This is a genomic window from Mesorhizobium sp. GbtcB19 (assembly GCF_019091085.1).
Taxonomy (GTDB): Bacteria; Pseudomonadota; Alphaproteobacteria; order Rhizobiales; family Rhizobiaceae; genus Mesorhizobium.
On record NZ_JAGXJY010000009.1, the window covers coordinates 1 to 13,570 of the forward strand.

The 13,570-nt window shown below is 64.7% G+C and carries 13 protein-coding genes; 1 reads left to right on the top strand and 12 read right to left on the bottom strand.

All coding sequences use genetic code 11. The annotated features are described in order from the left end of the window. Positions 1–200 precede the first annotated feature (200 nt). From KVT37_RS16730 to KVT37_RS16750, 5 genes are all read right to left on the bottom strand, one after another. Positions 201–1,484: a cysteine desulfurase-like protein gene (locus KVT37_RS16730; protein ID WP_217574975.1), complete on the bottom strand. Its 1,284-nt coding sequence runs from the start codon at positions 1,482–1,484 to the stop codon at positions 201–203. A gap of 45 nt (positions 1,485–1,529) precedes the next feature. Further along, positions 1,530–2,204, bottom strand: a complete 675-nt coding sequence (locus tag KVT37_RS16735) for an amino acid ABC transporter permease (RefSeq protein ID WP_217574977.1) — start codon at positions 2,202–2,204, stop codon at positions 1,530–1,532. 186 nt (positions 2,205–2,390) lie between these two features. Further along, complete coding sequence (locus KVT37_RS16740) at positions 2,391–3,188, bottom strand: ABC transporter substrate-binding protein (protein WP_217574979.1); 798 nt, start codon at positions 3,186–3,188, stop codon at positions 2,391–2,393. 73 nt (positions 3,189–3,261) lie between these two features. Continuing rightward, positions 3,262–4,452 (bottom strand): pyridoxal phosphate-dependent aminotransferase, encoded by a 1,191-nt coding sequence (locus tag KVT37_RS16745; RefSeq protein ID WP_308642647.1) that lies wholly within the window; start codon positions 4,450–4,452, stop codon positions 3,262–3,264. Positions 4,453–4,638: 186 nt separating this feature from the next. Next, on the bottom strand, positions 4,639–5,400 hold the full coding sequence (locus KVT37_RS16750; RefSeq protein WP_217574983.1) for an HpcH/HpaI aldolase/citrate lyase family protein: 762 nt from the start codon (positions 5,398–5,400) through the stop codon (positions 4,639–4,641). A 124-nt stretch (positions 5,401–5,524) separates the two neighbouring features. Between KVT37_RS16750 and KVT37_RS16755 the strand changes: the two genes are divergently transcribed. After that, complete coding sequence (locus tag KVT37_RS16755) at positions 5,525–6,616, top strand: LLM class flavin-dependent oxidoreductase (RefSeq protein WP_217574985.1); 1,092 nt, start codon at positions 5,525–5,527, stop codon at positions 6,614–6,616. On the opposite strand, the gene KVT37_RS16760 is transcribed toward KVT37_RS16755, so the two are convergent. From KVT37_RS16760 to KVT37_RS16790, 7 genes are all read right to left on the bottom strand, one after another. Continuing rightward, positions 6,617–7,012, bottom strand: a complete 396-nt coding sequence (locus KVT37_RS16760; RefSeq protein WP_217574987.1) for a RidA family protein — start codon at positions 7,010–7,012, stop codon at positions 6,617–6,619. A gap of 41 nt (positions 7,013–7,053) precedes the next feature. Beyond that, positions 7,054–8,202 carry an acyl-CoA dehydrogenase family protein gene (locus KVT37_RS16765; RefSeq protein ID WP_217574989.1) on the bottom strand — a complete coding sequence of 383 codons (1,149 nt, stop codon included), beginning with the start codon at positions 8,200–8,202 and terminating at the stop codon, positions 7,054–7,056. Positions 8,203–8,433: 231 nt separating this feature from the next. Continuing rightward, positions 8,434–9,246, bottom strand: a complete 813-nt coding sequence (locus tag KVT37_RS16770; RefSeq protein ID WP_217574991.1) for an enoyl-CoA hydratase family protein — start codon at positions 9,244–9,246, stop codon at positions 8,434–8,436. Further along, a complete protein-coding gene (locus KVT37_RS16775; protein ID WP_217574993.1) occupies positions 9,243–9,707 on the bottom strand; it encodes a MarR family winged helix-turn-helix transcriptional regulator in 465 nt (154 codons plus the stop codon). The genes KVT37_RS16770 and KVT37_RS16775 overlap by 4 nt, the downstream gene beginning before the upstream one ends. Continuing rightward, a complete protein-coding gene (locus KVT37_RS16780; protein ID WP_217574995.1) occupies positions 9,701–10,474 on the bottom strand; it encodes an SDR family NAD(P)-dependent oxidoreductase in 774 nt (257 codons plus the stop codon). The genes KVT37_RS16775 and KVT37_RS16780 overlap by 7 nt, the downstream gene beginning before the upstream one ends. After that, entirely contained in the window at positions 10,471–12,765 is a 2,295-nt protein-coding gene (locus tag KVT37_RS16785) for a bifunctional salicylyl-CoA 5-hydroxylase/oxidoreductase (protein ID WP_217574997.1), read from the bottom strand. The genes KVT37_RS16780 and KVT37_RS16785 overlap by 4 nt, the downstream gene beginning before the upstream one ends. 136 nt (positions 12,766–12,901) lie before the next feature. Then, positions 12,902–13,501 (bottom strand): VOC family protein, encoded by a 600-nt coding sequence (locus KVT37_RS16790; protein WP_217574998.1) that lies wholly within the window; start codon positions 13,499–13,501, stop codon positions 12,902–12,904. Positions 13,502–13,570 lie beyond the last annotated feature (69 nt).

The following is a 13,570-nucleotide window of genomic DNA, read 5'->3' on the forward strand; positions in this document are numbered from 1 at the left end:
GCCTGTCCGAAAGGACGACCAGGATCCACTCGGTCTCCTTCCCACTTCAACCATACACCAGAACCAACACACAGGATCCTCGGGTCTGCGCCGCGTCGCTTCGCTCCTTGCTTCGCCCGTGGATGACGACACGGAGAGTGCGGCGCCCCTACCTCCCCCTTGTGGGGAGGTCGGACCAAAGGTCCGGGTGGGGGCCAACCTCACGACAGCTTGGCGATGATCGTCCGCAGTGCCTCGCCGAATTTGTGCACTTCCTCCACCGTGTTGTAGTGCACCAGCGAGGCGCGGATCGCGCCGCTGTCCATCGAGAGGTTGAGCCGCTTCATCAGCCGCGGGGCGTACATGTGGCCGTCGCGGATGCCGATCTGGACGGCGGCCATTTCCTCGACGATCCGCTGTGGCGACAGCTTGCCGATGTTGAAGCAGAAGGTCGGCACGCGCTCGTTGATGCGCGCCTCGTCGGCGACGCCGTAGATGGTGGCACCGCACGCCTTCAGCACCTTCATCATCTCGCGCGCCAGCATCAGCTCGTAGTCGCGGATGGCGTTCATGCCGGCGACGATGTTGTCGCGGCGCGAGCGGTTGTTTTCGGGCAGGAAGTTGCGGCCGATCGATTCAAGGTAGCGCACCGCCGCGTCCATGCCCGAGACGTTCTCGTAGATGAAGGTGCCGGCCTCGACCTTGTAGGGCGGCTCGTCGGGGATGAAGTCCTCGCGGAAGGTCGGCAGCCGTTTCAGCGTGTCGAAGCGGCCCCACAGGAAGCCCATATGCGGCGAGAAATTCTTGTAGCCGGAGCAGACGAGGTAATCGCACTGCCACGCCTGCACGTCCATCAGCCCGTGCGGCCCGTAATGCACGCAGTCGAGGAACACTTCGGCGCCGGCGGTATGCGCGATCTTCGCCACCGACGCGACGTCGACGATCGAGCCGATCGAATGCGCCGTCACCGTGCAGGCGACGAGGCGGGTGCGTTCCGACACCAGCGGCTTGAGGTCGTCGACATGGAGATTGCCGTCCTCGCGAATGCGCCACCATTTGAACTTGGCGCCGGCGGATTCCAGCGCCAGCCAGGTGGCGATGTTGGCGTCATGGTCCATGTCGGTGATGATGATCTCGTCGCGTCCGGTGTCTTTAGCAAGCATCTGGCCGATGCCGAGGCTGACCAGGCGGATGAACGAGGTGGCGTTCATGCCGAAGCAGATCTCGGACGGGCTGTAGGCATTGATCAGCAGCGCCACGCTCTCGCGCGCTGTCGCGACCGACTGGTCGACTGTGACGCTGCGGCCATAGCGGCCGCCGCGCTGCACATTGTGCGCCACCAGATGGTTGGTCACAGCATCGAGCACGCTTTGCGGGATCTGGGCGCCCGCGGCATTGTCCATGAAGATGAAGTCGCCGGCTCGCTGCAAGGCGGGGAACATGGCCCGGATTCTTTCGACGGGGAATGCGGCGGCGTTCGTACTATCGGTCTGGTGCTTGTTCACGGGAATGCGCTCCTGCGGGGGATTTGACGGGGATCAGTTTGAAGGTCAGCGCGTCTTTTCGGTCTGGAAGCGGCGCTCGAGCAGGCTGACCAGCCGCACCATCGGCCAGAGGAAGATGAGATAGACCAGCGCGGCGCCGATCAGCGGCGAGGGGTTGGCATAGAGCGACTGCGCATTGGTCGCTTCCTTCAAGAGTTCCGGCAGCGCCACGGTCGAGGCGAGCGAGGTGTCCTTGAACATCGAGACGCAATTGCTGGTCATCGGGGGGATGACGACGCGGATCGCCTGCGGCAGCACCACCTTGCGCAGCGTGAGCATGAATGGCAGGCCGAGCGCCTGCGCCGCCTCGAACTGGCCCTTCGGAATGCTTTCGATGCCGGAGCGGAACACCTCGGCCGAATAGGCCGACATGATGATGGCGAACGCCGTCACCGCGGACGCCCAGGACGACAGGCGGATGCCGAGGAACGGCAGCGCATAATAGATCAGGATCAGCACCACCAGCACGGGGAGGGCGCGGAAGATGTCGGTATAGCCGATGGCGAGCCAGCGCAGCGGCTTCGGGGCGTAGAGCCGCACCAGGCTGATCGCCAGTCCTACGATGATGCCGATGACGATGCTCATGATCCCGAGCAGCAGCGTGTTGAGGAAGCCGCGCAGCAACGCCGGCAGGCTAGATGCAATGACCTCGGGATTGAAGAAGGTGTCGATCAGCGACATGGGAACGTTCCCGAACCGTGCTGGAGCAATTCCAGGAAAAGTGTGAAGCGGTTTTCCGTCCGGAATTGCGTAAAAACAAGGATAGAGGCCCGAAACGCCGGATCAGGTCTGCCCTGCGGTTCCGGGAGAAAGGAACGAGCCGTGCGGCTTTGAAAGCCGGCACGGCTCGCTTCTTGGTCAGTCCGCTCAGGCCTTGGGCAGCGGCATTTCCTTGACCGTCGAGGAATCGGCCGGAGCATCGCTGTCGAACCACTTCTTGTGGATCGCGGCCAAGGTGCCGTCCTTCTTCATCGCGGTGATGGCGTCGTTCAGCTTGCCGAGCAGAGGATGATCCTTGGTCATCATCAGGCCGTACTGCTCGCCGGTCTTGATGCGTTCCTTGACGACGAGGTCCTTCATCTTCTTGAAGGAGTACTGCATGCCGGGAATGTCGCTGACGGCGGCATCGACGCGGCCGGCGCTGAGGTCGAGCAACAGGTTCTGCTGCGTGTCGTAGCCCTTCACGTCGCTGAAGCCGTCGGCCTGCTGATGATCCTTGACCCAGGTCTCGCCGGTCGAGCCGGACAGCACGCCGACGACCTTGCCCTTGAGGTCGGCTTCCTTGGCGATCGCGCTGTCGGTCTTGGTGGCGATGCCCATGTCGGAATCATAGTAGGGCTGGGTGAAGGACTGCGACTTCAACCGCTCGGCGGTGATGGTGATCGAGGAAATGGCGACGTCGATGCGCTTCGAGGTGGTGGCCGCGAACAGCGCCTGAAAGCCGAGATCGGCGATATCGGTGGTCATGCCGATGCGCTTGGCCGCTTCGTTGACGATGTCGACCTCGAAACCCTCGAAGGTGCCGCTCTCGTTCTTGTATTCGAACGGCGGATTGGTCGGGTAGGCGCCGACATTGAGCACATCGGCGGCATAAGCGGTGGCGGGGCCGGCGGCGATGCCGATGGCGGCGGCCATGAGAAGCAGGTTGCGACGAGTAAAGCTCATTTTTGTTCCCTCTGTTGTTGAACGGGCGGGTTGTCCCCCGCACGGCTTTTTGCCGCCCCGCTTCCGCAGGGCGTCAATTCATTGCGGCGGTCATGCGCTCGAGCGCCGTTTCGATCTGACCGCGGTCGCGGCACACGCACATGCGCAGGAATGCTGCCGCTGAATTTCCAAACAGGTGACCGGGCGCAAGCCCGACCCGCGCCGTCTCCAGGATCCGGGCGCAGGCGCGGCGTGCGTCGTTCTCGCCGTCCAGGGCGAAGAACGCATACATGCCGCCGCGCGGCTTGGTCGGCAGGATCACGCCCGGGATCCGGGACAGCCTGTCATAGGCGAGGTCGAGGCCGGTCCTGATCCGCTGCCTGATTTCCTCGACCAGCGGCTCGCCTTGGCGGATCGCCGCCACGGCGCCGGCCTGGATCGGCGCGGCGGTGCCGCTGTTGATATATTGCGTCATGGCGCCGAGCTGGTCGGCAACACCCGACGGATGCGTCAGCCAGCCGATGCGCCAGCCGGTCATCGCCCAGGCTTTCGAAAAGCTGTTGACCGACAGCACCCGGTCGCCGTCCTCGGCGATCTGCAGGATCGACGGCGCGACGTCGCCGTCGAAATAGAGCCGGCCATAGACCTCGTCGGAAATGATCCAGATGCCCGTGCGCCGGCTGAAGTCGAGCAGCGCCTGCATCTCCTCGCGCGAGGCGGTCCAGCCGGTCGGGTTGGACGGCGTCGACAAGAAGATGGCGCGGGTGCGCGCGTCGCAGGTCGAAAACAGCCGGTCGAGATCGAGCCGCCAGTCATCCTTGAAATCGAGGGAGAACGGCCGTGGCTCGCCACCGATCAGGTGGATGGCGTTGTGGATGTTGGGCCATTGCGGCGCGACGTAGACGACATTGGTGCCGGTATCGACGAGCAGCTCCAGGGCAAGATACAGCGCCTGCATGCCGCCCGGCGTTACCGTGGTGCGTGCGATCGGGATCGGGCGGCCATGGATGCGGGTCTGGTAGTCCGACAGCGCTTCATTCAGCTGGCCATGTCCGCGCATATTGGGGACGTAGAAAGTCAGGCCTTCATCGAAGGCCGCCTTTGCCGCGTCGCGGATGAAGGCGGGCGTCACCACGTCGCCCTCGCCGTACCAGAGCGCGATGACGTCGCCGAGCTCCCGGGCGCGGACCGCGAGGTTGGCGATGTTTTCCGTGTGCAGGTCGCGAATCTGGGCGCGCACGCCATCGAAAGCATAGCGCGCGCTGGACGACGACTGGGGCAACACAAACGACAAGGACTGAAACCCCTCCCACCCGGACGGCGACGGACTGACCGGAAAGCCCCTCCGCCACGGCAGCCGCCATCGATCCGGATGCTATCCAAAGTACCGAGCTTTTCAAGGCAAAAGTTTTAAGCTTAAAAAGTTTGGCTCGCCGGTTGCGCCGCCGATACGCCCTTGGTCGCCTACGTTTTACGCCAACTCATCGCGCGCGGCCGTATAGTTGGCCGCGGCGCCGGCGCCGAGAAACATCGTGTCGCTCGCCAGCACGAAGAAGCTGGCGCCGAGGGCCGCCCAGCGGCTGACGGTTTGCGGGCTGGCGCAGAAAATGCCGGCGGTCCTGCCATGTGCGAGCGTCGCGCCGATGATGCTCTTGATCGCCGCATTGAGCCTGTCAGCGCCTGCCGGGCCGATCGCGTCGATCGACACCGAAAGGTCGCCGGGGCCGACGAAGATCAGGTCGACGCCGTCTACCGCCGCGATCGCTTCGATGTTGGCGAGGCCCTCCGCTGTCTCGACCTGGACCGCGACGACGATCCGTTCATTGGCGGCGGCCAGATATTCGGGGATGCGATAACCGTAGCCGGCGGCCCGGCCGGGCCCGACGCCGCGCTCGCCGAACGGCGGATAGCGCGACGCCTTTACCGCCGCGGCGGCCTGGGCGGCCGTCGAGACGCGCGGGATCAGCACGCCCTGTGCGCCGCTGTCCAGTGCCGCCTGGATGGCCTCAGGCGCATGGCCGGGCACCCGCACCATCGCCGCCACGCGATGCACGTCGGCCGCCCGCACCATGGTCTCGATCGTCTCGCGCGAAATCTGCGCGTGCTCCCAGTCGACGCAGAGGAAATCGAGGCCGGACTGCGCCATCACCTCGACAGCGACCGGATGCGGAATGGCGGCGAAGGAACCGATGAGGTTGGTCTTGCCGATGCATTTCTGGCGGAACTCGCTCATGCCCATCCCCTGTTGCTCGCGTCGCAAATCTATATCCGCAAACGGCGGTCATACGAAGCTATTTCAGGCTTGAAATATTTTTGGCCGGGCCTAGCGTGTGGCCTCCGGTCCAAGAGTTCCCGACATGATCAAAACGCATCCCCTGCATGGATCCAACAGACTGAAGCTTGGCGTCTTCTCGACCAATGCGGATGGCGGCCTTGCCATCACCGATGTGCCGGAGCGCTGGACGGCAAGCTGGCAGGACAATCTGACGGCAGCCCAGATCGCCGATCGCGCCGGGCTGGAGTTCATGCTGCCGATCGCGCGCTGGCGCGGCTTCGGCGGCCGCAACAAGGTGCGCGAATTCTCGTTCGAGACCTTCACCTGGGCCGCCGCCCTTGCCGCGGCCACGCAGCAGATCGGCCTGTTCATGACCGTGCACGTGCCGCTGGTGCATCCGCTCTACGCCGCCAAGGCGCTGGCGACGGTCGATCATATCAGCCAGGGCCGCGCGGGGCTCAACATCGTCTGCGGCTGGAACCCAAAGGAATTCGGCATGTTCGGCACGCCGCTGGTCGAGAAGGGTTATGACCAGGCAGCCGAATGGATCGAGATCCTGGAGCGGCTCTATGCTTCGAGCGAGCCGCTCGATTACGAGGGTACCTATTATCGCCTGAAGGAAGCGGTGAGCCGGCCGGCCAGCCTGCAGGTTCCCCGCCCGGTGACGATGAACGCCGCCTTTGGCGGCCCGGGCCGCGATTTCGCGGCCGCCCGATGCGACTACCTGTTCACGACCTTCTCCGAGATGAGCGATGCCGGCAAGCATGTCGCCGATATCGGTGAGCGCGCCGCCAAGGCGGGCCGCGATGTCGGCGTCTACACAGTGGCGCATGTGGTGTGCCGCCCGACCATGGAAGAGGCGCAGGCCTATTACACGCGCTACGCCGTCACGATGGCCGACCACGAAGCGGTCGACGCGCACATGGCCGGCAAGAAGGAATTCTCGCAGTCGCACGACCCGCATGCCTATGACCGCTACCGCCAGCGTTTCGCCGGCGGCGCCGGCACCTATCCCTTGATCGGAACGCCCGAGACAATCGCCGCCGATATGGCGGCGATCGCCGCGCACGGCTACCAGGGCATCGCGCTGTCCTTCGTCAACTACACGCAGGAACTGCCCTATTTCTGTGACCACGTGTTGCCGCTGCTCAGGCAGGCGGGACTGCGTCAGTAGTCAGTCGGGGATGACCGCCGTGGCCTGGATCTCGATCTTGGCGCGATCCTCGACCAGCGCCACCACCTGCATGGCGGCCATCGCCGGAAAATGCCGGCCGATCACGGCGCGATAGGCCTCGCCGATACCTTTGAGGTTGCCGACATATTCGGCCTTGTCGGTGAAATACCAGGTCATCGAGGTGATGTGGCGTGGCTCGCCGCCGGCCTCGGCCAATACCGCGACGATGTTTTGCAGTGTCTGCTTCACCTGGCCGACGAAGTCGTCGGTCTCGAACCGGCACTCGGCGTTCCAGCCGACCTGGCCGCCGATAAAGACAAGCCGGCCGCGCGCCGCCACGCCGTTGGCGTAGCCGATCGGTTTGGCCCAGCCCTCCGGCTGCAGGATGGTGTGCATGGTCTAGCCTCCCCCTATTTCAGATGCGATTCGCAAGGGTCTCACGCCGCACCCATGACCTGTCTGGCGATCACCACTTTCTGCACGTCGGAGGCGCCCTCATAGATGCGCAGCGCCCTTATTTCGCGATAGAGGCTCTCGACGATATGGCCCTTGCGCACGCCGTCGCCGCCATGCAGTTGCACCGCCTTGTCGATCACCTCCTGCGCCTTGTCGGTGGCGAACAGCTTCGCCATCGCCGCTTCGCGGGTGACGCGGGCGGCGCCCATGTCCTTGGTCCAGGCGGCGCGGTAGATCAGCAGCGCGGCGGCGTCGACATCGAGCGCCATGTCGGCGATATGGCCCTGCACCATCTGCAGCTCGGCCATCGGCGCGCCGAACAGTTTGCGCTCGGCAGCTCTGCTGACGCTCTCGTCCAGCGCGCGCCGCGCGAAGCCAAGGGCTGCCGCGCCCACCGTCGAGCGGAACACGTCGAGCACAGACATGGCGATGCGGAACCCGTCGCCGGGCTTGCCGATCAGGGCGGAAGCCGGGACGCGGACATTGTCGAAGGAGAGCCGCGCCAGCGGGTGAGGGGCGATGACCTCGAGCCGTTCCGCGACGCCGAGACCCTTCGCGTCGGCCGGAACGATGAAAGCGGAAATCCCCTTGGCGCCGGGCGCCTCGCCGGTGCGGGCGAACACGACATAGAGGTCGGCGATGCCGCCATTGGATATCCAGGTTTTTTCGCCCGAAAGCACATAATCGTCGCCGTCGCGGACAGCCGACATCTCCATGTTGGCGACGTCCGAGCCGGAGCGTGGTTCCGACAGCGCGAAGGCGGAGATCGCCTCACCAGCCCGCGTCTTTTCCAGCCAGCGCTGCTGGTCGGGCGTGCCGAAGAGCGTGATCGCGCCGGTGCCCAGCCCCTGCATGGCGAAGGCGAAGTCGGCGAGCCCGTCATGGCGGGCCAGCGTCTCGCGCGTGATGCAGAGCGTGCGCACGTCGAGTGGCCCGGGATTGGCCGGGTCGAGCGCCGTCGGCTTCAGCCAGCCGTCGCGGCCGAGCGTGGCGACGAGGTCGCGGCAGGCGGCGTCGACATCGCGGTGGTCGACGGGAAGGTTCTTCGCGCACCAGGCTTCTAGGCGCTCTGCGAGGTCGCGGTGGCGGTCTTCGAAGAAGGGCCAGTTGAGGAAGGAACGGTCAGGCATATTTGCCTCCGCAGTTCTGCGAGGTCTGCGCTCTACGGCGCCCCCCTCTGGCCTGCCGGCCATCTCCCCCACAAGGGGGGAGATTGGCAGTTTCGGCGCCGGCGCTTCTCCTGCGGCGCTGGAGATTGGCGAAAGCAGAGATGACAGCTGATCTCCCCCCTTGAGGGGGAGATGTCCGGCAGGACAGAGGGGGGCGCTGTCCCGCCGACGTCTCCATCAAAGTGCTCATCCTCAATTCCCCTCGAACACCGGCTTTTCCTTCGCCACGAACGCCTTGTACGCCCGCTCGAAATCGCCGGTCTGCATGCAGATCGCCTGCGCCTGCGCTTCCGCCTCGATCGCCTGGTCGAGGCCCATCGACCATTCCTGGTTGAGTTGCGTCTTGGTGATGCCATGCGCGAAGGTCGGCCCCGAAACGATGCGCGCCGCCATGTCGAGCGCATCGGCTTCAAGCGCTGCCGCATCGACCAGCCGGTTGTAGAACCCCCAGCGCTCACCTTCCGCCGCGCTCATGGTGCGGCCGGTGTAGAGCAGTTCGGCCGCGCGTCCCTGGCCGATGATGCGCGGCAGGATCGCGCAGGCGCCCATGTCGCAGCCGGCGAGACCGACGCGGGTGAAGAGGAAGGCGGTCTTTGCCTCGGGCGTGGCGATGCGGATATCGGAGGCCATGGCGATGATGGCGCCGGCGCCGACCGCGACGCCGTCGACGGCGGAAATGATCGGCTTGCCGCAGTTGAGCATCGCCTTGACGAAATCGCCGGTCATGCGCGTGAAGGCGAGCAGCTGCTTCATGTCCATTTTGACCAGCGGCCCGATGATGTCGTGGACATCGCCGCCCGAGCAGAAATTGCCGCCATTGGGCAGGAACACGACGGCGTCGACATCGTCGGCATAGACGAGGTCGCGAAACGTGTCGCGCAGTTCGGCATAGCTGTCGAAGGTCAGCGGATTCTTGCGCTCCGGCCGGTCGAGCCGGACTTTCGCGACCTTGCCTTCGACCTGCCAGATAAAATGCTTCGGCTTGAGCTTGGCGATAGTGCTCATTCGCGTCCCTCCCAATTGCTGCGGAACGATTTCAGCATGCCGGTCAGCCGCCTCGCTTCTTCCTCGCTGACACCGCCGAGCAGCTCGCCGACCCAGCCCTCATGCACGGCCGCGATCGTCGCGAAAGATTTGGTGCCTTCCTCGGTCAGCCGCACCATCGAGGTGCGGCGGTCGCCGTTGCGGCGCGCGCGCGTCACCAGCCCTTCGGAAACCAGCCGGTCGACGATGCCGGTGACATTGCCGTTCGACACCAAAAGGAAGCGCGACAGGTCGCTCATCAGCATGCCTTCCGGCGAGCGGTAGAGCGCGGCCATCACGTCGAAGCGCGGCAGCGTGGTGTCGAACTCCTTTTTCAGCCGTTCGCGCAGCTCCGCCTCGATGGTGCGCGAGGCGCGCAGCAGCCTGATCCACAGCCGCAGCCGGTCCTTGCCCGGCCCGATAGACGTCGGTCCCGCTACCATGTCTCACCTCCGGAGATGGAGATTGCCTGTCCGGTGATCGACCGCGCGGCATCGCTGCACAGCCACAGCACGGCTGCGGCGACTTCGTCCGGCTGGATGAATCGTCCCTGCGGGTTCACGGCCGAGAGGCTCTGCCTCGCTTCCTCTGCTGAACGCCCGGTCTTTTCGACGATGCGCTGGACGGACTCTTCCAGCATGTCAGTCTCGACGAAACCCGGGCAGACGGCATTGACCGTAACGCCTGACTTGGCGGTTTCGGCCGCCAGCGCCCGCATCAGTCCAACGACGCCATGCTTGGCGGCGACATAGGGTGCGACATAGGCATAGCCTTTCAGCCCCGCTGTCGAAGCGACGAAGACGATACGGCCTGCCTTCCGCGCGAGCATGCCCGCCAGCGCCGGCTTCACCGTCAGGAACGCGCCGGTCAGGTTGACGTCGAGCGTACGCTGCCAGTCGGCGAGCGTCGTCTTGTGTGCCGCTGCGCTGCCTGCCATGCCGGCATTGGCGACGACGATATCGAACGGTCCGCGCGCGGCCTCCGCCTTCTCATAGACCTCGGCCATTTCGGCTTCGTTCGTGACATCCGCGGCGAGGCCGAAGATGCGGTCATTCCTCTTCACGACTTTGGCAAGTGCCGCTTCGCGCCGCCCGCAGATGGTGACCTTCACGCCGGCTTCCGCCAGCGCCAGCGCGATGGCCTTGCCGACGCCGGAGCCGCCGCCGGTGACCAGCGCATGCTTGCCTTCGATTGCCCGCGCGGCGCTCATACTTTCAGCCCCGCGGCCGCTTCGCGCTCGGCCAGCCGGTAGATCTGGTCACGTCCCGGCAGATAAGGATCTGGCCATTTGACGCCGCGGTCGCCGAGCGTCACCGCCGCATGCAGCGTCCAGTAGGGGTCGGCCAGATGCGGCCTGGCCAGCGCCACAAGATCAGCGCGTCCGGCCATCAGGATCGAGTTGGCGTGGTCGGGCTCATAGATGTTGCCGACCGCCATCGTCGCCATGCCGACCTCGTTGCGGATGCGGTCGGAAAACGGCGTCTGGAACATGCGGCCATAGACCGGCTTGGCGGCAATCGAGGTCTGTCCGGCCGAGACGTCGCAGAGATCGACGCCGGCCTCGCGCAGCAGCTTGGCAATCTCGACCGCGTCCGCCGGCGTAACGCCTTCGATGCCGACCCAGTCATTGGCCGAGATGCGCATCGAGATCGGCTTTTCGGCCGCCCACACCGTGCGCACCGCGTGAAAAATCTCCAGCGGGTAGCGCATGCGGTTTTCCAGCGAGCCGCCATAGTCGTCGGTGCGGCGGTTGGTCAGCGGCGTGATGAAGGCGGACAGCAGATAGCCATGCGCGGCATGGATCTCCAGCATGTCGAAGCCGCAGCGCCCGGCCATCTCGGCGGACGCGACGAACTGGTCGCGGACCAGATCCATGTCGGCGCGGTCCATCGCCTTCGGCACCTGGTTTCGCGGCGACCATGCCACGGCCGACGGCGCCATCACCGGCCAGTTGCCGGAGGTGAGCGGCACGTCCGTTCCTTCCCAGCCGACGCGGGTCGAGCCCTTGGCGCCGGAATGGCCGATCTGGGCGCAGATCTTTGCTTCGGTCTCGGCATGGACGAAATCGACCAGCCGCTTCCACGCGACCTCATGTTCCGGCTTGTAGAAGCCGGGGCATCCAGGCGTGATCCGCCCTTCCGGGCTGACGCAGGTCATCTCGATGTAGAGAAGTCCGGCGCCGCCCTTGGCGCGCTCGGCATAGTGCGAAAAATGCCAGTCGGTCGGGCAGCCGTCGACCGCCTTGTACTGCGCCATCGGCGAAACCACGATGCGGTTGCTGAGCGCCATGTCGCGCAGCCTGAACGGCGCGAACATCGGCGCGCGGCGTAAGCTGTTGCCGCCGGCGCCGGCCTTGCGCTGGAACCATTCCTCGGCGCCTGCCAGCCATTCGGCGTCGCGCAGACGAAGGTTCTCGTGGCTGATGCGCTGCGAGCGGGTGAGCAGCGAATAGTTGAACTGAACTGGATCCAAACCGAGATATCGTTCGACTTCCTCGAACCATTCGAGCGAGTTGCGAGCCGCCGATTGCAGCTTCAGCACCTCGGTGCGCCGCGCATCCTCATATTTGCGGAAAGCCGCTTCGAGGTCGGGTTCGGACTCGACATAGTCGGCCAGCGCCACGGCGCTTTCGAGCGCCAGCTTGGTGCCGGAGCCGATCGAGAAATGCGCCGATGCCGCCGCATCGCCCATCAGCGCCAGATTCTTGTATGACCAGCGCTCGCACAAGACGCGGGGGAAGTTGATCCAGGCCGAACCTCTGATGTGGTTGGCGTTGGTCATCAGCGCGTGGCCGCCGAGATGCTTTGCAAAAATGCGCTCGCAGACGGCGATCGATTCCTGCTGCGTCATCTGGCCGAAGCCGAAAGCGTTCCAGGTCTGCTCGCTGCATTCGACGATGAAGGTCGCGGTCTCGCTGTCGAACTGGTAGGCATGCGCCCACACCCAGCCATGCTCCGTTTTCTCGAAGATGAAGGTGAAGGCGTCGTCGAATTTCTGCGTCGTGCCCAGCCACACGAACTTGCACTTCCGAGTATCGATGTCGGGCTTGAAGACGTCCGCGAAAGTGGCGCGCGATTTCGAATTCAGCCCGTCCGACGCGACCACCAGGTCGTGCGTCTCCATGAACGGCCTGGGGTCGGAGATATCGGTCTCGAACATCAGCTTGATGCCGAGCTCGCGCGCCCTGCGCTGCAGCAGGATCAAAAGCCGCTTGCGGCCGATGCCGCAGAAGCCGTGGCCGGAGGAGACGGTGCGCACGCCGTCATGGATGACGGCAATATCGTCCCAATAGGCAAAATGCTTCTTGATCCAGACCGCGCTGACCGGATCGTTTTTCGTCAGGTTCTCCAGCGTCTCCGCCGACAGAACCACGCCCCAGCCGAACGTGTCGTCCGGGCGGTTGCGCTCATAGACCGTCACCTCATGCGCGGCGTCGCGCAGCTTCAGCGAGATGGCAAAGTAGAGGCCGGCTGGTCCGCCGCCGAGAACCGCAACCTTCATGTCTTGCGATCTCCTCTTCGCTCAGGAGTCGCCGGCAAAGCCGACGATCTCCAGCGGTCAGTATCGCGCCCAAGGGAAATTATTTCAAGCTTAAAGTTTTATAATTGAATGATGACTGAGCGCTTGGCGCATCGCGTCACTTGGCTGGGTCCTTCGGGCTCCACAGCACGGTCTCCGCTCCCTTCTCATACGCCATGCCTTGCGGGTAGCTGATCGCTTCGAGCTGCAGGCCCCACGGCGCCTGGAAATAGAGGATGGTCTGGCCGGCCGCGGGTCCTTCCTTCACCGGCAGCGGTCCCAGCCTTGTCTTCACGCCCTTGCCGTCGAGATAGGCCTTCGCGGCTGCAACGTCGTCGACATAAAGGGCGATGTGGAAGCCGCCGATATCGCTGTTCTTCGGCGTCAGGTCCTTCTGGTCGGGCGCGGTGTATTTGAACAGCTCGATGTTCGAGCCATAGCCGCAGCGGACCATGGTGATCTCCTCGATCACCGCCTTCGGATCGACGCCGAGCAGGTCCTGCATGAAGGTGCCCTTGTCATCGGCGAACGGGCCGAACGCCATTGCCTTCTTGCAGCCGACGACATTGGTGAAGAAGTCGACGGCCTGCTTCATGTCAGGCACGGTGATGCCGGTATGATCGTGCCCGCGCATGCCGGGGATCGAATCCGCCGTGGCCGCTCCCATTGCGCCGAACAGAATTGCCGCGACTATTGCGCCACGCGTTGCGTATTTCATGTCACCCTCCATTGGCGGGCTGACCTCTCATCGCGCACATCCGAGGCCCGCTGGTCGGCATGCGGATAT